The sequence below is a fragment of the Acidimicrobiales bacterium genome, assembly GCA_035316325.1.
Lineage (GTDB): Bacteria > Actinomycetota > Acidimicrobiia > Acidimicrobiales > VFJN01 > DASXTK01.
Genome location: DATHJB010000191.1, coordinates 1 through 18,013, shown reverse-complemented (window position 1 = coordinate 18,013; position 18,013 = coordinate 1). Strand labels below are relative to the sequence as shown.

Annotated in this window: 17 protein-coding genes; 2 read left to right on the top strand and 15 right to left on the bottom strand. The window is 73.3% G+C overall.

Annotated elements, in window-relative coordinates; all coding sequences use genetic code 11:
* The 6 genes from carA to efp all read right to left on the bottom strand — a co-directional run.
* On the bottom strand, positions 1-1,047 hold a 1,047-nt coding region (gene carA / locus VK611_25770; GenBank protein ID HMG44769.1), incomplete at its 3' end, for a glutamine-hydrolyzing carbamoyl-phosphate synthase small subunit.
* 58 nt (positions 1,048-1,105) lie between these two features.
* On the bottom strand, positions 1,106-2,401 hold the full coding sequence (locus VK611_25765) for a dihydroorotase (protein HMG44768.1): 1,296 nt from the start codon (positions 2,399-2,401) through the stop codon (positions 1,106-1,108).
* Positions 2,398-3,342, bottom strand: coding sequence for an aspartate carbamoyltransferase catalytic subunit (locus VK611_25760; protein HMG44767.1), 945 nt, complete (start codon positions 3,340-3,342; stop codon positions 2,398-2,400). The genes VK611_25765 and VK611_25760 overlap by 4 nt, the downstream gene beginning before the upstream one ends.
* Complete coding sequence (gene pyrR, locus VK611_25755) at positions 3,339-3,914, bottom strand: bifunctional pyr operon transcriptional regulator/uracil phosphoribosyltransferase PyrR (GenBank protein HMG44766.1); 576 nt, start codon at positions 3,912-3,914, stop codon at positions 3,339-3,341. The genes VK611_25760 and pyrR overlap by 4 nt, the downstream gene beginning before the upstream one ends.
* 91 nt (positions 3,915-4,005) lie before the next feature.
* A complete protein-coding gene (nusB, locus tag VK611_25750; GenBank protein ID HMG44765.1) occupies positions 4,006-5,103 on the bottom strand; it encodes a transcription antitermination factor NusB in 1,098 nt (365 codons plus the stop codon).
* Between the two features lie 2 nt (positions 5,104-5,105).
* On the bottom strand, positions 5,106-5,669 hold the full coding sequence (efp, locus tag VK611_25745; protein HMG44764.1) for an elongation factor P: 564 nt from the start codon (positions 5,667-5,669) through the stop codon (positions 5,106-5,108).
* Positions 5,670-5,766: 97 nt separating this feature from the next.
* Between efp and VK611_25740 the strand changes: the two genes are divergently transcribed.
* Both VK611_25740 and VK611_25735 read left to right on the top strand, forming a co-directional pair.
* The gene (locus VK611_25740) at positions 5,767-6,201 is read left to right on the top strand and encodes a hypothetical protein (GenBank protein ID HMG44763.1); all 435 of its coding nucleotides are present in this window, start codon (positions 5,767-5,769) and stop codon (positions 6,199-6,201) included.
* Entirely contained in the window at positions 6,198-7,646 is a 1,449-nt protein-coding gene (locus tag VK611_25735) for a hypothetical protein (GenBank protein HMG44762.1), read from the top strand. Before VK611_25740 ends, VK611_25735 begins: the two co-directional genes overlap by 4 nt.
* Positions 7,647-7,719: 73 nt before the next feature.
* Here VK611_25735 and VK611_25730 read toward each other — a convergent pair whose 3' ends face one another.
* From VK611_25730 to mltG, 9 genes are all read right to left on the bottom strand, one after another.
* Positions 7,720-9,327 (bottom strand): DUF885 domain-containing protein, encoded by a 1,608-nt coding sequence (locus VK611_25730; protein HMG44761.1) that lies wholly within the window; start codon positions 9,325-9,327, stop codon positions 7,720-7,722.
* 123 nt (positions 9,328-9,450) lie between these two features.
* Complete coding sequence (locus VK611_25725; protein HMG44760.1) at positions 9,451-9,894, bottom strand: type II 3-dehydroquinate dehydratase; 444 nt, start codon at positions 9,892-9,894, stop codon at positions 9,451-9,453.
* Positions 9,891-10,925: a 3-dehydroquinate synthase family protein gene (locus VK611_25720; GenBank protein HMG44759.1), complete on the bottom strand. Its 1,035-nt coding sequence runs from the start codon at positions 10,923-10,925 to the stop codon at positions 9,891-9,893. Before VK611_25720 ends, VK611_25725 begins: the two co-directional genes overlap by 4 nt.
* Complete coding sequence (locus VK611_25715; protein HMG44758.1) at positions 10,922-11,491, bottom strand: shikimate kinase; 570 nt, start codon at positions 11,489-11,491, stop codon at positions 10,922-10,924. Before VK611_25715 ends, VK611_25720 begins: the two co-directional genes overlap by 4 nt.
* Entirely contained in the window at positions 11,484-12,653 is a 1,170-nt protein-coding gene (gene aroC, locus VK611_25710) for a chorismate synthase (GenBank protein ID HMG44757.1), read from the bottom strand. Before aroC ends, VK611_25715 begins: the two co-directional genes overlap by 8 nt.
* A gap of 74 nt (positions 12,654-12,727) precedes the next feature.
* Positions 12,728-13,525: an A24 family peptidase gene (locus VK611_25705; protein ID HMG44756.1), complete on the bottom strand. Its 798-nt coding sequence runs from the start codon at positions 13,523-13,525 to the stop codon at positions 12,728-12,730.
* A gap of 62 nt (positions 13,526-13,587) precedes the next feature.
* Complete coding sequence (locus tag VK611_25700) at positions 13,588-15,198, bottom strand: DUF4388 domain-containing protein (protein ID HMG44755.1); 1,611 nt, start codon at positions 15,196-15,198, stop codon at positions 13,588-13,590.
* A gap of 192 nt (positions 15,199-15,390) precedes the next feature.
* Positions 15,391-16,254: a shikimate dehydrogenase gene (aroE, locus tag VK611_25695; GenBank protein ID HMG44754.1), complete on the bottom strand. Its 864-nt coding sequence runs from the start codon at positions 16,252-16,254 to the stop codon at positions 15,391-15,393.
* Positions 16,251-18,013 (bottom strand): endolytic transglycosylase MltG (gene mltG, locus VK611_25690; protein ID HMG44753.1); only part of this gene is annotated, 1,763 nt, incomplete at its 5' end. The genes aroE and mltG, both read right to left, overlap by 4 nt.

Below are 18,013 nucleotides of genomic sequence, written 5' to 3'. Positions count from 1 at the left end.
CAGGTAGCGGCTGTCGTGGGGCCCCGGCCCCGCCTCGGGGTGGTACTGCACCGAGAAGGCTCGTTCGCCCAGCACCCGCATGCCCTCGCACACCCCGTCGTTGAGGTTGACGTGCGTGACCTCGGCCCGGCCCCGGAGGCTGTCGGCGGTGACGGCGAAGTTGTGGTTCTGGCTGGTGATCTCGACGTGGCCGTTGCGCAGGTCGCGCACCGGGTGGTTGGCCCCGTGGTGGCCGAACGGCAGCTTGGTGGTCTCGGCGCCGATGGCCCGGGCCAGCAGCTGGTGGCCCAGGCAGATCCCGAAGACGGGGACGTCGCCGAGGAGCTGCCCGATGGCGTCGACGGCGTAGGGCACCATCGCCGGGTCACCGGGGCCGTTGGAGAGGAAGACCCCAGCGGGCTCCCGGGCCAGGACGTCGGCCGCCGGGGTCGACGCCGGCACGACCACCACCCGGAAGCGCTCGGCGAGGTGCCGGAGCATGGTCCGCTTGATGCCGAAGTCGTAGGCGACGACGAGCGGCCCTGCACCGCCCTCCACCTCGTAGGGGTCGGCGGTGGTCACCTGGGCGACCAGGTCGACGCCGTCGGTGCCGGGCTCGTTCTTGGCCGCCGCCAGGAGCTCCGTCTCCGAGGCGCTGCCGAACGCCCCCGGGAGGGCGCCCAGGTCGCGGATGGCCCGGGTGAGGCGACGGGTGTCGACGCCGGCGATGCCCGGCACGCCGTGGGCCCGCAGCAGGCCGTCGAGCGACAGGTCGGCCCGCCAGTTGCTGTGGCGGCGGGCCAGCTCCCGCACGACGACGCCCCGGCAGAAGGGGCGGGCCGACTCGAAGTCGGTCGGGTTGGTGCCGTAGTTGCCGATGTGGGGGTAGGTGAACGTGATGATCTGGCCGGCGTAGGAGGGGTCGGTGACGATCTCCTGGTAACCGCTCAGCGCGGTGTGGAACACCACCTCGCCGGTCGCCACGGTGGCCCCGGTATCGGCGCCGATCAGCTCACCCTCGAACGTCGAGCCGTCGGCCAGCACCAGCAGACCCTCACGAACGCTCACGGCCGTCCTTCCCGCTCTCCCACACCCTTACGCATGCATATGCAACCACCTGCATACTCTACCGTTGCGCCTCTCCGTCACGCACCACGGGTTCGCCCCACAGCAGCGTGTGGCGCACCTGGCCCGTCAACTTCATCCCCGCGTACGGCGTGTTGCGGCTGCGGCTGGCCAGCGCACCCGGCTCCACCACCCAGCTCGCGGCCGGATCGACCACGCACAGGTTCGCCGGCCGCCCCGCCGCGATCGGGCCGCCGTGGACGTCGTCGACCCCGACGATCGCCGCCGGCCGCGACGCCATCAGCCCCACCAGCTCGCTCGGCGACACCTGCAGGTAGGTGAGCGCCAGCGCCAGCGCCGTCTGCAGGCCCAACATCCCGGGCGGCGCCTCGTCGAACGGACGCTCCTTCTCCTCCTGGGCGTGCGGGGCGTGGTCGGTGGCGATGCAGTCGACGCTGCCGTCGGCCAGCCCGGCCCGGACCGCGGCCACGTCGGCGTCCGTGCGCAGCGGCGGGTTCACCTTGAACACCGGGTCGAACGTGGCGCAGCGCTCGTCGGTCAGCGTGAAGTGGTGGGGCGTGGCCTCGCAGGTGACCGGCAGGCCGCCGCCCTTGGCCGCCCGCACCATGGCGATCGACCCCTGCGTCGACAGGTGCTGGAAGTGCACCTTCGCCCCGGTCAGCCGGGACAGGGCGATGTCGCGCATCACCATCAGCTCCTCGGCCTCCGCCGGCTGACCCGGGATGCCGAGGCGGGCCGAGACCGACCCCTCGTGCATGTGGCCACCCGCCGACAGCGCCTCGTCCTCGCAGTGCTCCGCCAGCGTGACGTCGAGGCCCCGCGCGTACTCCATGGCCCGGCGCATCAGGCGCACGTCCTGCACGCCGTTGCCGTCGTCGGTGAAGAGCCTGACGCCGAGGGCGGCCAGCTCGGCCATCGGGGTGAGCTGCGTCCCCGCCCGGCCGACGGTGATGGCCGCCGACGTGCGCACGTCGCAGCACGTGGCGCGGCCCAGCTCCAGCACCTCGCGGGCGACGCCGGCCGAGTCGATCGCCGGGGTGGTGTTCGGCATCGCCACGATGCAGGTGAAGCCGCCCAGGGCAGCTGCTCTCGCACCGGTCTCGATCGTCTCCGCCTCCTCCTTGCCGGGCTGGCGCAGGTGGGCGTGGACGTCGACCAGGCCGGGCAGCACCAGGCAGCCGGCCGCGTCGAGCACCAGGTCGCCGGCCCCGGGCTCCAGGTCCGCACCGACCGCGGCGATGCGGCCGTCGACGATGGCGACGTCGGCCCGCTCGTCGCCCGCCCGGTCGACCACCCGCCCTCCCCGGATGACCACGGAGGGACTGGCGCTGGTCATACTGCGATTCCTTTCGTCGAGGTCACGAGGCTGCTCCCCGACCCCAGCAGCTCGTAGAGCACCGCCATCCGCACCGCCACGCCGTTGCGCACCTGGTCGATCACCACGGCCCGGGGCAGGTCGGCGACGTCGGCGGCGATCTCGACGCCCCGGTTCATCGGGCCCGGGTGCATCACGATGGCGGCGTCCTTCAACATGTCGACCCGGCGTCGGGTGAGGCCCCAGTTGGCCGTGTACTCCCGCAGCGACGGGAGCAGCGCCTCGGTCATCCGCTCCTGCTGCATCCGGAGCAGGTACACCACGTCGACCTGGGGCAGCACCCGGTCGAGCTCGTGGTCGACCCGCACCGGCCAGCCGTGCAGGCTCGGTGGCAGGAGCGTGGGCGGCGCCACCAGCGTCACCTCGGCACCCAGCTTGGTGAAGGCCCACACGTCGCTGCGGGCGACCCGGCTGTGGGCGATGTCGCCCACGATCGCGATGCGGAGGCCGTCGAGGCTGCCGAGCTGCTCGCGGATCGTGTAGCAGTCGAGCAGGGCCTGGGTGGGGTGCTCGTGCCAGCCGTCGCCGGCGTTGACCACGCTGGCCTTCACCCACCGGGTGACCTGGGCGGGCACGCCGGCGGACTTGTGGCGCACCACGATCGCGTCGACGCCCATCGCCTCGATGGTCTCGACCGTGTCGCGCAGCGACTCGCCCTTGCGCACCGACGACGAGCCGACCGTGAAGTTGAGGGTGTCGGCCGACAGGCGCTTGGCGGCCTGCTCGAAGCTGAGCTTCGTGCGGGTGGAGTCCTCGTAGAAGAGCCAGCACACCGTGCGGCCCTGGAGCGCCGGCACCTTGGGCATGCGGCGGCGGCTCACCTCGACGAAGTGATCGGTGAGGCCGAGCAGGTGGTCGAGCTCGGAGGAGTCGAGCTCGGCGATGCTCAGCAGATGCTTCAAGAATGCCCCTTGTACATCTCGCCCAGGTCGACGCCGTCGACGGTGGCGTTGACCACCTCGTCGCGGCGGGTCGGCAAGTTCTTGCCGACGTAGTCGGGGCGGATGGGCAGCTCCCGGTGGCCCCGGTCGACCATCACCGCCAGCTGCACGGCCCGGGGGCGGCCGTAGGAGTGGACGGCGTCGAGCGCGGCCCGGATGGTGCGGCCGGTGAACAGCACGTCGTCGACCAGCACGACCACCCGGCCGTTGAGGTCGAACGGCATCTCCGTGACCGCAGAGGGCAGCACGGGGCGGAGGCCGATGTCGTCGCGGTGGAAGGCGACGTCGAGCGTGCCGGTGGGCGGCGAGGTGCCGTCGATCTTCTCCAGCGCCTGGGCCAGCTCGACGGAGAACGGCACGCCGCCGGTCTGCAGGCCCACGACGACCACATTGTCGAGGCCGTGGTTGGCCTCGATGATCTCGTGGGCCATCCGCCAGATCGCCCGCCGCACGTCGTCCGCATCGAGGACCTGGCTCCGACTAACGAAAACGCCCCCGAAAGGGGGCGTGCTGCGTCGTTCGCGGTCGGCCACTGGGGATCCTCCCCTCTCTGTCCGTACGGGTCTCTCCGGGCCCGCTTCACGGTCAGGCGGTGACCGTACCACTTCGGCACCGGAGTTCCCGTCACCCCCCGTGGTCGACGACCGGCAGGAGACCGAGCCGCCGGAGCTCGTCCTCGAGCAGCCCGGGGCCGTCGAAGGCGATGGTCCGCATGCCCAGCGCCGCGGCGGCCGCGACGTTCGCCGGCGTGTCGTCGACGAGGACGCAGCGCTCCACCGGGACCCCGGCTGCGTCGGCCGCAGCCTCGAAGGCGCGGGCGTCCGGCTTGGTCACACCGATGTCGGCCGAGCCGACGATCTCGTTGAAGTGGCTGGTCATGCCCGACACCAGCAGGTCGGGGATCAGGCGGGTGCTGGCGTTGGACAGCAGCACCACCGGCACCCCGGTGGTGTCGCGCACCCAGTCGAGGAGGTCGAGCACCGACTCGTCGATGCGCCAACCCACCTCCTCGAACGCCTTCGCGACCGCGGCGGCATCGCCACCGTGCGCGGCGGCCACGGCGTCGCCGACCTCGGCGTACCACTCCTCGGCCGTCAGCTCGCCCCGCATGGCCCGCTCCAGCCGATCCGGCTCGAAGGCCGCACCCGAGATGCTCCGCTTGGGCAGGCCCAGCTCCTGCTCGGCGGCGGGGACGTCGTCCTCCTGCCAGTGGCGGATGACGCCGTCGAGGTCGATGATCACCGCGTCGACCTCCCGGTCACCCGGGGGCAACGAGGTCGGCTCGGGCGGCTCGTCCTTGACCTCGGTCGGGCGGACCTCGTCGGCGACCGCGGCGAGGACGCCGTTGACGAAGCGGGGCGAGTCGTCGGTGCCGAAGCGCCGGGCCAGCACCACGGCCTCGTTGATGATCACGGCCTGTGACCGGTCGGGGGCGCCGAGCAGCTCGTAGGTGCCCAGGCGCAGGATCGCCCGGTCGACCGCGGCGAGCCGCTTGAGCGACCAGCGGGGGGCGACGCGCCGGGTGAGCATCTCGTCGATCTCGGACCGGTGGGCGGCGACGCCCCGGACCAGCTCCAACGCCAGCGGGTCGGGGGGCAGGGGCAGGGCGCCGACCACGTCGTCGACGTCGATCGCCTTGGCCTCCGCCTCGTACAGCAGCTCGAGCGCCCGCTCCCGGGCCGCGCGGCGCAGCTCGACGTCGCTCGGTTGGAGGTCGGACATCGTCAGGCGCGGGTGAGGTATTCGCCGGTGCGCGTGTCGACCTTGATGCGCTCGCCCTGGTTGACGAACAGCGGCACCTGCACGACGAGGCCGGTCTCCAGCGTGGCGGGCTTGCGGGCACCCGATACCCGGTCGCCCTGGATGCCCGGCTCGGTCTCGGCGACCGTCAGCTCCACGGCGGCCGGCAGCTCGGTGCCGATGATCTCGCCGTTGTAGAACTGGAGCTGCATCGTGGCCCCGTCGACCACGTAGTTGGCGGCGTCACCCAGCGAGGTCGGACCGACCTGCACCTGCTCGTAGCTGGTGTTGTCCATGAAGACGTAGTCGTCGCCGTCGCGGTAGAGGAACTGCATCTCGTTCTTCTCCACGATCGCCTGCTCGACGCCCTCGCCGGCCCGGAACGTGCGGTCCTGCTGGCTGCCGTTGCGGACGTTGCGGAGCGTGGTGCGCACGAACGCCGGTCCCTTGCCCGGCTTCACGTGCTGGAAGTCGACCACCTGGAAGAGGCCCTCCGGCAGGTTCAGGGTCATCCCCCGCTTCAGATCGTTCGTGGTGGTCGCAGCCATGGCCCGGCGACTGTAGCAGCGGGTTCGTCGGCCCCTCGCAGCCCGACGGCGAGGAATCCCGCGGTTTCCGGCACCCGTGGACGCATACCCGGGGTTGATGGTCCCGCCCCTCCAGCACGATCCGTCGTCCTTCACCCAGGCGGCCAAGGCCGCCTGCCGCGCCGCCTGGGACGTCTCCGAGGTCGCGTGGACCCTGCTCGACCACGCCGCCGCGGCGACGAGCCCGTCGATCAAGGAGGCGCTGACCGGGGCCCTCCGCGGGTGCCAGACGGAGCTCTCCACCGTCCAGCAGGAGGCGGAGCAGGTCGCCTACCGGGTGAAGACGGCAGCCGGCGTGTGGCTCTACACCGACAACGGCTACTCCATCTTCGTCGACGGCGGCGACTACGACACCCGCCACGCCCGCCACCCGATGCTCTACAACTACCCCGGCCAGTTCTACACGCCCCAGTTCCAGACGCCCTGGCTCTACCCGCCGCTGCCTGGTGAGATCCCGACGACCGGCCCCACCGAGAGTCCCGGCGGCCGATGAGCGCCGAATCCGAGTTCCCGCTGCCCGGCGAGGCGACCTTCAAGTACCCCGACAACCTCGAGCAGCTCGGCGCGCTGTGGGACGCGCTCAGCGCCGACGCCACCACCGTCGACGGCATCGCCACCCCGGTGCGGGGCAGCGCCGCCGCGCTCGAGACCGGCAACCGCGGGCTCACCGCGGAGGCCGCCACCCGGGTCGTGAGCACGGTCTCGCAGCACGCCAACACCGCGGCGACGCGGCTGCGCTGGTTCGAGCGGCCCATCACCGACTACCTCGGCGTGCTCGACTCGGTCCGCACGCCCGTCAACACCCTGCGCGAGAGCTGGCGGGAGGGCGAGCGCGACCTCCGGCGCCTGCAGACCGGCGACGCCGTCTACGTCACCGACGAGCTCGCCAGCTACCAGGACGTGTGGACGGCCCGCCAGACCGCGCTCCGCAACGCCTACAACGACATCATCACGACGACGATCGATCCCGGGAAGGACGCGTTCGTGGCGGCGCTGCGGGCGATCGGCGAGAACCGGGAGCCGCCGGCGACCGTACCGGTGGGGCTCCCCCGGCTCCCCGACTTCGCCACGCTGCCCGGCATCTACCCCCGGACGGGCGGCCCGCCGCCGCCGTCCAACGACCCGGATCCCGATCCGAACCCGCGGCCCGACCGGGATCCCGACCCGGAGCCGCGTCCCAGCGGCGATCCCGACCCCGATCCTCACCCGGACCCCGATCCAGATCCGGACCCGGATCCTGATCCGGATCCTGATCCTGATGCTGACCAGCCCACGGAGATCATCGGCGACTGGTTCGGGCAGCACCCTGTCGACGGGATGCCGATCCTCGCCGCCTGGCTGGCGCTCCCGGTCGGCAAGCCCACCTTCGACGTGTGGGTGGCCTCACCGGCGGGGCGCACCGCGCTCGCCACGTGGATCGGCCGCCCCCGTCAGGACGAGGCCTTCACCGCGTGGCTCGCCACCCCGGCCACCGGCGACGACCTGGCCACCTGGCTCCGCGACGGCAGCGGCCTGGAGCCCGACCAGATCCCCGCCGACCCGCGGGCCTGGATCCAGGACCCGGCCAACGCCGTGTACCGGAGCCGCTGGCTCGCCGATCCCGCGACCCGCCAGAACCTCGCCGCCTGGATCGCCGACCCGGCGAACGCCCCGCACCGTGACCTGTGGCTCGCCGACCCCCGGTCCCAGACCAGCCTCGTCGGGTGGCTCCGCGACCCCGAGCACCCCGCCAACGGCGAGGCCTTCGCCGACTGGACCACGGCGACGCCCGACCCGGCCGGGATCCTCCCGCCCGCCTCGGACGACCTCCCGCCCCCGCCCCCGCCCCCGCCCCCGGCGACGGACCCGACGGTGCCGCCCACCACGACCGACCCGACGGGCGACGACGACCCCGAGCCGGCGCAGCTCCTGCCCGAGCAGGTCGGGACCACCGCCTGAGCCGGTCGTTGCGACGTGGAGCGACCGTTTCGGTTCGCCGGCGCCGCAACGACTGTGCGGGTGCGGACCGGCGTCAGCCGATCCTCTCCGCCACCCAGCGTCGGACCTGCTCCTGCAGCACCGGCAGCGGTAGGGGGCCGCGCTGGAGCACGACATCGTGGAAGGGCTCGGGGCGGAAGCCTTGGCCCAGGGCGGCCTCGGCCTCGGCACGGAGGTCGAGGATCACCCGCTCCCCCAGCTTGTAGCCGAGGGCCTGGGCGGGCCAGGCGATGTAGCGGTCGACCTCGCTGACCACGTCGTGGTGGCCCAGGCCCGTCTTCTCGCCGAGGTAGGCGATGGCCCGGTCGCGGCTCCACCCGAAGGCGTGGAGGCCGGTGTCGACCACGAGGCGCGCCGCCCGCCACATGTCGAACGAGAGGCGGCCGTAGCGGTCGGCCGGCGTGCGGTAGAGGCCCAGCTCCTCGCCCAGGTGCTCGGCGTAGAGGCCCCAGCCCTCGACGTACGCGTTCCACCCCAGGTGGCGGCGGATGGGCGGGAGGTCGTCGAGCTCGTCGGCGATGCCGTGCTGCAGGTGGTGGCCGGGGACCGCCTCGTGGAGGGCGAGCGGCACCATCCGCCACGACGGCCGGCTGCGCAGGTCGTGGCTGTTGACGATGAACCTGCCGGGGCGGCGGGCACCACCGGCGCCGGGGATGTAGTAGGCGGTCGGGGCGCTCTCGGCCATGTAGGCGGGCATCTCGTCCACGCCGTAGGGCATGCGGGGCAGCCGGGTGACTACCCGCCACAGGGTGGCGTCGACCTCCTTGCACAGCGCCCGGTAGGCGGCGAGCTGCTCCTCTGGGGTGGCGAAGTAGGACGACTCGTCGGCGTCGAGGCGCTGGCGGAACGCGGCGACGTCGCCGCCGGCGAGGCCCTCCATCGCCGCCCAGATGCGGTCGACCTCGGCGAGCCCGACGTCGTGGACCTCCTGGGGGTCCGCCGCGAGCGACGTCTGGTGGACGATCGCCGCCGCGTACCAGGCGTCGCCGCCGGGGAGGGCGCCGATGCCGGGCTCTTCCCGGGCCGTCGGGATGAGCTCCTCGGTGACGAAGCGCTCGAAGCGATCGAGGGCGGGGGCGACGTGGTCGCGCATGATGGCCGGAGCCTCGTCGGTGCGGGCCAGGGGGCCGTCGGTGGGCGTGAGGGCCCGGATCTGGCGGGGGACGTCGGCCAGCACCACCCGGGGCGGGCGGGCGGCGACGCTCTCCGGCCGGCGCAGCGACTCGACGACCTGGTCGAGCAGCGTGGGGATGGCCCGGAGGCGCTCGACGTAGCGGGCCCGGTCGTCGGGCGTGGCCAGGCTCATGTAGTCGAGGCTCTGGGCGATCCCCAGGTGGACGCCGTTCATCTGGTCGACCAGGCCCGCCTCGTGCGGGAAGGCGTCCATGCCGACCTCGGCGGCCAGGTACGCCTCCGCCACCTGGTGGTTGACGGCCCGCTCGTCGTCCAACCCCCCGGGGTCGACGGCCCGCACCTCGTCGAGTAACGCCCGCCTCCGCCCCCGCCGCTCGTCGCTGGCCCCCGCCGTGTAGTCGGTCCACGCCCGCGTCGGCTCCTCCCCGACGTACACCGCCAACTCCGGCGACACGTCGACCATCCAGCCCCAGATGCGGTCGATCGTCCTGTCGAAGTCGTCGCTCACGATTTTCGACGCTACTTCCGGTCCGGCGGAGGCCTTAACTGTCACACCCTCTGGAGAGGATGGTCCCTGTCGACACAGGTGCTCCTTGACAACTTCAGAGAGCCACAGCGCCGAACCGGTGGGTCAGGCGAGCAAGGTGGCCACGGCTTCGATCGCCAGCACGTAGCCGTGGCCACCGAGCCCGCTGATGACGCCGGTGGCGACCGGGGATAGCACCGAGGTGTGGCGCCAGGGTTCCCGGGCCAGGGGGTTGGAGATGTGGACCTCGATCACGGGGCCCTCGAAGACGGCGAGGGCGTCGTGGAGGCCCCAGGCGTAGTGGGTGAAGGCGGCGCCGTTGACGACGATGGCGGCGCAGCGGCCCCGGGCGCCATGGATGGCCTCCACCAGGTCGCCCTCGTGGTTCGACTGCCGGTGCTCCAGCTCCAGGCCCGCAGCCTCGGCGGCCTCCCGGGCAGCCTTCACGTGATCCTCGAGGGTGGCCGAGCCGTAGATCAGCGGCTCCCGCTCGCCCAGCAGGTCGAGGTTCACCCCGTTGAGCAGCAGAACGATCGGCCGCTCGCTCACGACGCCGCCTCGCCGGCCGCCATACGCACCAGCACCGTGGCCGCGGTGGCCGGGTCGACGCCGGGGACCACCTCCACGCCGTCGGGGCCGTCGAGCACGAAGGTCAGCCCGTCGACCGCCTTCTTGTCGTGGGCCATCAGCTCCACCAGCTCGGCGTGGTCGTGGCCGGCGGGCAGCCGGTCGGGCAGCCCGTAGTCGCGCACCACGGCGTAGTGCTCGGCCACCCGGTCGGCGTCGATCCGGCCCAGGCCGTGCGCCAGCTCGGCGGCGTAGAGCAGCCCGAGGGCGACAGCCTCACCGTGGCGGAGGTCGCAGCGGCCGGCGATCTCCAGGGCGTGGGCCAGCGTGTGGCCGTAGTTGAGGATCGCCCGGCCCCGGCGGCTCCCGACGTGCTCCCGCTCGTCGGCCGCCACCACCTCGGCCTTGATCCGCACGCAGGCGGCGATGCGCTCGTCGAGCGGCAGCCGCTCCAGGTCGTCGCCAATGAGGAAGTGGTACTTCGCCATCTCCCCCCGGCCGCTGCGCTGCTCCCGCTCGGGCAGGGTGGCGAGGGTGTCGGTGTCGCACACCACGGCCGCCGGCTGCCAGAAGGCGCCCACCAGGTTCTTGCCCTCGGGCAGGTTCACCCCGGTCTTGCCGCCGATCGCCGCGTCGACCATGCCCAGCAGCGTCGTCGGCACGTGCACCACGGCGACCCCCCGGTGGTAGACGGCGGCGGCGAACCCGGCGGTGTCGGTCACCACTCCCCCGCCCACGGCCACCACCACGTCGCCCCGGGTGAGCCCCCACTGCGACCAGGCGCGGCACAGCTCCTCGACCGAGGCGAGAGTCTTGGCGGCCTCGCCCTCCCCCAGCGGGAACACCCGCTGCTCAATGCCGGTGTCGACCTCCACCCCGATGCCCGGCTGCGTCACCACCGCCGCCCGGCGGGCGCCCTTGGGCAGCAGCCCCGGCAGCTCGTCCCGGGCTCCGGCGCCCACCACCACCGGGTACGCCCGGTCGGCCAGCGCCACGTCGACCGTGATCGTCACGGCACCGCCAGGTCGAGACCGAGAGTCCTCACGATGTGGCGGGCCAGTGCCCACTTCGGCTTCTCGTCCTCCTGGGCGTGGAACGGCTCGATGTCGACGATCTCGTCGGCGACGGACTCGTAGTGCCCCGAGCGCTCGCGGTCGAGGCGCTCGTAGGCGCCCGTCGGGTCCTCGTTGAGGAGCGGGCGGTGCGTCGGGTCGGTGCGGCCGACCAGGAACTCGGCCGAGCCGCGCAGCCACACCACCAGGGAGTAGTCGGCGAGCAGCACCCGGTTCTCCTCGCTGATCACCGCTCCGCCACCGGCGGCGATCACCAGCGGGGTGTGCCGGCTGAGCAGCTCCGACAGCGTCTGCGTCTCGAGCCGGCGGAAGGTCGCCTCGCCGTCGTCCCGGAAGATCTGGGGGATGGTGCGGCCGGCGGTCAGCTCCAGCTGCTCGTCGGCATCGGCGAACGGCCGGCCCAGCTCGCGGGCCAGGCGCCTCCCCACGCTCGACTTGCCGGCGCCCGGCATGCCGACCAGCACCACGTGCCGGTCGCGGACGGACGTTGACGGAACCTCAGACATCGCGCAGCGACTCCTCGAACGCTCGGGCGTTGCGGAGCACCTCGGGCAACGAGTCGCCCCCGTACTTCCGCAACGCCTCGCCAGCCAGCACGAGCGCCACCATCGTCTCGGCCACCACGCCCATGGCGGGGACGGCGGTCACGTCGGTGCGCTCCTTGAAGCTGACGGTCTCCTCCTTGGTCACCACGTCGACCGTGGCGAGCACCGGCCGGTTCAGGGTGGCGATCGGCTTCATCGCCGCCCGGCACACCAGCAGCTCACCGGTCGACATCCCGCCCTCGACGCCTCCCGCCCGCGTCGTCTCCCGCCGGTAAGCCTGGTTGTCGGAGTCCCAGGTGATCGGGTCGTGGGCCTGGCTCCCCGGCCGCCCCGCCACCTCGAACCCGTCGCCGATCTCCACGCCCTTCACCGCCTGGATGCTCATCAGCGCCCCCGCCAGCAGGCCGTCGAGCCGCCGGTCCCAGTGGACGTGGCTGCCCAGCCCCACCGGCACGCCGTAGCCGAGCACCTCGACCACCCCGCCCAGGCTGTCGCCGTCCTTGGCGACCGCCTTGATCTCCTCCACCATGGCCGCCTCGCTGGCCGGGTCGAAGCAGCGCACGGCGCTCTCGTCCACCCGCTCCAGGTCCTCGGGTCGCGGCCGCTCGATGCCCTTCGATACCACGGCGCCCATCTGCACGACGTGGGAGATGACCTCCATGCCCAGCTGCCGGAGCAGCAGCTTGGCGATCGCCCCGGCGGCCACCCGCGCCGCCGTCTCCCGGGCCGAGGCCCGTTCGAGCACGTCGCGGGCGTCGTCGAAGCCGTACTTCTGCATGCCGGCCAGATCCGCGTGGCCGGGGCGGGGCTGGGTGAGCGGCTCCTTGGTGGCGCCGGGCTCGACCGCCATCTCCTCGTGCCACCTGTCGGACCGGGTCCACTCGGTGTTGCCGATCTCGACGGCGACCGGCGACCCCAGCGTCCTCCCGTGGCGCACCCCGCCGACGACGGTCACCTCGTCCTGCTCGAAGCGCATCCGCGGGCCCCGCCCGTAGCCGAGCCGCCGGCGGGCCAGCTCGACGCGGATGTCGTCGAGGGTGACCGGCAACCCGGCGGGTAGCCCCTCGACGATCACGACCAGCCCGCGGCCGTGCGATTCACCCGCGGTCAGGAAGCGGAGCACCGTAGGACCCTACCTTTCGGCCGCCGAGCGCCCCGCTATCGATAGCCCGTGTGACACCCGGGCGTCCTCGGGCGTCAGGCGAGGACGATCGCGAGGACGCCGCCGAGGGCGAGGCAGGGGCCGAAGGGGTAGGTCTGGTTGCGGCGACGGACGGCGAGGAGCGCGAAGCCGAGCAGCGAGCCGACCACGCCCGCCAGGAACAGGGCCTGGACCACCCGGCTCAGCGGGTCGAGCACCGGGTCGGCCGCCGTCCACCCCACCCAGCCGACCACCAGCCCGATCAGGGTGCCCAGGCGCACGTCGCCGAACCCGAGCATGTGCGGGGCGACCAGGTGCATGGCACCGAGGCTGCCGAGGCCGACGGCACCGCCCACGGCGGCCGCGGTCAGCGTCTCGGGCACGTCGACCACGTGCGGCACCGCCGCCACGGCGACACCCAGGCCGGTGAGGTAGACGAAGCGCGTCGGGATGCGGGAGCACAGCAGGTCGACGGTCGACGTCGCCACCAGCCCGGCGAAGAACACGAGTATCGGCACGAGCAGCGCCCAGCGGTCGTACTGCGAGGAGGCGAGGGCGAAGAGCCCTCCGGTCGTCAGCTCGACCCCCAGCGGCCAGCGGGCCAGCGGCTCACGGCAGGAACGGCAGCGTCCCGCCGACAGCAGCCACGGCGACGCCGGCAGGCCGCCCGGCGCCAGCGCCGAGCCGCAGTTGCGGCACCGCGGCCGAGCACGCCCCACCGACCGCCGCGGCGGGACGAACCCGAACAGCAACGGGAGCGTGACGCGCCACGCCATCCAGTGGAGGATCGCGTAGCTGAGGAGCGGCCCGACGAGCAGGGCGCCGACGAGGGCAACAACGACGACGGCAACCATCCGAGACGTCGACCGGATCGGTCGCTATGTGGCCGTCGCTGCTGTCGAGGTTTCGGGTGGGGTCAGCTGTGGACCGAGGTGAGGTACCGGAAGAGCTGGCCTCGGCTGAGGATCTGCTCCTGGGTGGCACCGGGCATCGGCATGCCACCGGGGCCACCACCGGCACGACCGACGGTCGCCTCGACGGCCGCTCGGGCCGGGTCGCTCATGGCGACCACGTGGACCGCCGGGTCGCCCTCGTGGCGCTGGGGCGTGTTGGGTCGGTTCGACGGCATCGGCGGCGGCAGCAGGCGGGCCGGCGGCGGGCCGGACGGCCGCAGCGGCGACGGCGCCGACAGCGGCGACGGGGCCGACAGCGGCGACGAGAGCCGCGGCGGGCCGATGGGGACGTCGTCGTCCTCGGCGGCCCAGCTCAGGTCGGCCGGCAGCGAGGTGGCCGACACCGCCGGGATCTGCCCGGTCTGGGTGGGCAGCGGCGACGGGCCGAGGCGGCCGGTGTCGAGCCCGCCCAGCCCGCTGGGCAGGCTGGTCTCGAGCGTGGACGGGAAGATCGGGCCCGACGTGGGCTCGCCGACCGGGTCCGGCATGGCGGCCAGGGGGGAATGGCCCGTGTCGAGCTGCGGCGGCACCGGCAGCGTCGACCCGCCGCGGGGCGGGGTGGGCGGCGCCAGCTGGCTGCTCGGGGCGGTGGGCGTGCGGCGCGACCGCGGCGACCGGGCCGTGCTGGCCTGACGGCGCGACCGCGGCGACTGGTCGAGCGACGGTGTGCCACCGGCGGGCGTGACCACGCCGACCGCGGCGGCGGCCGTGACGGTGGACTCGGCCAGCAGGTGGTTGTCGGACGACAGCTGCGGCGCGGCGTTCGACTGCGGGGCCACGGCGGAGTTGCGGCTGGCCAACCGGGTGGACGAGGCGGAACGGCCGAGGCCGCCGCCGTTGTCGGAGCCGCTGATCGGATCGGCGGTCTGCGCCCAGTTCACCTGCGGGGCGCCGTCGGTGCCCGGCGCCGGCTCGCGGCGGGGCGGGGCCTCGCTGCGGGAGCGTCGCGGCGAGTCGCCTGCGGCCCGGGAGGCTATGTCAGTCACGTTACGACGACCGGACGACCCGTTGGAGGAGCGGCTCGGCTGCGGCGCCTCGATCACGGCGACGCCCAGCTCGACCAGGTCGCTCACCGTACGGGTGATGCCGAGCTCGCCCACGCCCATGTTCTCGGCCAGCTCGCCCACCGAACGACCCGACGCGATGGCCACGAGGGCCTTCCAGCGGTCGGCATCGACGGTGACCTGCTCGACGGTCAGCTCGGGCGCCATGGCGACCCGATGGCTCAGCGACGGGACGATGGCCTCGAGCTCACGCCACTCCTCGAGCAGCTGCGTGGCCCTGCGCAGCGTGCCCTCGATCTCGGTGGGCTCGGCCTCGTGCGGAGCCGGCTCGTCGGCAGCGAAGCTGAACGAACCGCGCCCGAAGCGCAACATCTCGAACACGACCTCGTCGATCGACGGCTCACCGAGCGCACGGTCGGCGGTCGCCGCCACCACGGCGCCATCGTCGATCCACACCCTGCCCCGCCCACGGTCGCCGTCGACGTGGAGACAACCAGTCTTGCCGGTTGTCGCCAACAGTCGCAGCACGTCTGGCAACGAGAACGTATCGAGAGTCCCTTGAAGGGCCACCGATGTACCTCCGATCGACTGAGCCCGCCCACCGCTGCATTCGCAACGTTTTCGCAAAGACTAGGGCCTAACTTACTGCCGCGCCCAGCTCCGAAGGGGGACGTTCCCCTGGCAAGTGCGGCACCGGTCATTGCTTTCGTGTTGCGCCCATGTTGCACCATCCGAGGGGCGCGCGTCTTACTGGCGACCCGACTAGGCGGTGTCGGCGCGACGTTCCAGCTCAGCGGTAGCGGCCGCGGCCATGGTCGCTACGGGCGGTTCGGCACCCGTCCACAGACGCAGCGCGTGAGCCGCCTGATGGACGAGCATGCCCACTCCCGTCACGGTCAGCGCGCCACGCTCGGCGGCCGCCGCGAGCAACGGGGTCGTCGTCGGGAAGTACACGAGATCGGCCACCACCTGACCCTCGTGGAGTGCCTCGGGGTCGACCGGGAGCGCCGTCGTCGCGCCGTCGGTAGCGCCCGAGCGGCCGCCCATCCCCAGCGGCGTGGCGTTCACCACCACGTCGGCCCGGGCCACGTCGTCGGCGGCGCCGACCCGACCCACCCGTCCCGCCAGCTCGGCGGCCAGCTGCGCCGGTGCCGGCGAGCGGTTCACCACGGCCACGTCGGCCGCACCCGCCCGGCCCAGCGCCCAGGCCACCGCCCGACCCGCACCGCCTGCGCCCACCAGCACGCAGCGGCGGCCGGCGACGTCCACGCCGTGGTCCACCCGCAGGGAATCGAGGAAGCCCACCCCGTCGGTGTTGTCGCCCACCAGGCGATCGTCGTCCCAGTAGACACAGTTCACAGCGCCCAGGGCCGCGGCCACCGGGCTCCGGTCCTCGACCGCGGCGAACGCGGCGTCCTTGTGCGGCATCGTCACCGACAGGCCGCCCAGGCCCAGCGTCCGCATCGCCGCCACCGCGGCCGCCCCCTCGCCCGGCGGCACCTCGAACACCACGTAGCGCCAGTCGAGGTCGAGCTCGTCGAAGGCGGCGTTGAGGATCGCGGGCGACAGGGAGTGACGCGCGGGCGAGCCGATCAGCGCGGCGACCCGGGTGTGACCCGAGATCACCCGCAACCCAGGCCGGCGTCGCGGCAGCGGGCCTTGGCGTCCTCGAAGTCCGCCTCGGAGGCGGTGAACAGGTGGTGGCCCTCGGGCAGTTCCGGGTCGAGGACGTAGTACATCCAGTCGCCCTCGGCCGGGTGCAGGGCCGCCTCGATGCTGGCCCGGCCCGGCGCCGCGATCGGCGTGGGCGGCAGGCCCCGGTGGCGGCGGGAGTTGTACTGCGAGTCACTGGCGAAGTCGGGATCGGTCAGCACGCACGGCGTCTGCTGCTTCTCGTAGCAGTTGATCGCGTCGATGAACAGCGCCTGGTCGTCGGCGAGGCGGTTGTAGATCACCCGCGCCACCTTGGCCCGGTCCTCGTCGACCCGCGCCTCCTCCTCCACGATCGAGGCCACGATGATCACCTCGTAGGTGCTGCGCTGCAGCGCCGCGGCCCCGGCCTCGGCACCCAGGTCGTCCATCGTGGCGTCGAACTCGTCACGCATCTTGCCCAGCAGCTCGGCCTCGTCGGCCTCCTCCGCCAGGTCGTAGGTCTCCGGGAAGAACGTGCCCTCCAGCAACGGCTGGTCGGCCGGCAGGTACTTCGACCGCACTGCCGGATCCGCCAACGCCGCGTCGAAGCCCTCCGGCGTAAAGCCCGGCACCGCGGCGTCCGACGCGGTCACCCGCTGCTTGATCTGCGCGATCGTCTGCCCCTCCGGCACCGTGACGCGCTTCGTGCCCGGCGGCAGCGGCTTGGCCTCGAGGGCCGTCAGCGCCTCGCCCATCGACAGGTTGGTGGGGATCTCGTAGACCCCGGCCTGGATGTCGCCGCCGCCCTTGAAGCGCACGTACCACGACCAGATGGAGGCGTTGGCGATGACGTCGGCCTCTTGGAGGGTCTGGCCGATCTCGGCGGTCGACTGCCCGGCCATGATCTCGACCGTCACCGCGTCGCCCGGCTCGCCACCCGGGTTGATCTGGCCCCGGACCCACAGGCCGCCGACCAGGAGCAGCAGCACCAGGAAGATGCCGACGGCCAGCAGCGCCACCATCGGCCGGGCGCAGCCCGACCGGCGCTCGGGCTCACTGGGCTCGTCGAAGTCGTCGTAGGGCTCGTCGCCGTAGGTGTCCTCGTAGACGTCGCCGCTGTAGCGGTCGTCGTAGGGAGCCTCGAACGGCTGGTCGTAGCCGGCGCCGCGGCGGGGCTCCTCCCGCGGGGCGGGGCGGGCGGGCGGGGCGGGTGCCGGCGGAGGCGACGACCTGGGGGCACCGCGCTCGTCGACGAGCGGGTCGGGCGCCAGCGGCTCGTCGAACTGGGAGTGGCCGGACGAGGCGGCGCCGTGGGGCGGTGTCGCCCGGGACGCCAGACCCTCCAGCCGGTCGACCAGGGCGGGGTTCTCGCCGGTGCGGCGGCGGGTGCCCACGCCGGGGGCGGCGCTGGCGCCGAGGGCGTCCTGCCGGGAGGTGAGGTCGGAGGCCAGCGGCGGCGGCTGGGGAGCGGTCGATTGGCGACGGCCCGACGCACCGGGCGCACCCGGGTCGAGCCCTCCGCCCGACCGGCGCGCCACCCGCTCGGCGAGCCCGGGGTCGAGTTGCGGGGCCGCCGAACGCCGGGCCGGACCGCCGTCGATGCCGGGGTCGGGCTGCAACATCGCGGGACGACGGCCGGAGCCACCGGGACCCTCGTCGGGCGACAGCGCCGCACGACGCCCAGAGCCGCCAGGACCCTCGTCGGGCGAGAGCGCCGCACGACGGCCAGAGCCGCCAGGACCCTCGTCGGGCG

Bases quoted from the DNA above. Each gene is read 5' to 3' on its own strand.
- VK611_25705 (HMG44756.1), bottom strand. From the start codon at position 13,525: ATGGTTGCCGTCGTCGTTGTTGCCCTCGTCGGCGCCCTGCTCGTCGGG.
- nusB (HMG44765.1), bottom strand. From the start codon at position 5,103: ATGTCCGACCTCCAACCGAGCGACGTCGAGCTGCGCCGCGCGGCCCGG.
- efp (HMG44764.1), bottom strand. From the start codon at position 5,669: ATGGCTGCGACCACCACGAACGATCTGAAGCGGGGGATGACCCTGAAC.
- VK611_25765 (HMG44768.1), bottom strand. From the start codon at position 2,401: ATGACCAGCGCCAGTCCCTCCGTGGTCATCCGGGGAGGGCGGGTGGTC.
- VK611_25740 (HMG44763.1), top strand. From the start codon at position 5,767: ATGGTCCCGCCCCTCCAGCACGATCCGTCGTCCTTCACCCAGGCGGCC.
- VK611_25735 (HMG44762.1), top strand. From the start codon at position 6,198: ATGAGCGCCGAATCCGAGTTCCCGCTGCCCGGCGAGGCGACCTTCAAG.
- VK611_25715 (HMG44758.1), bottom strand. From the start codon at position 11,491: ATGTCTGAGGTTCCGTCAACGTCCGTCCGCGACCGGCACGTGGTGCTG.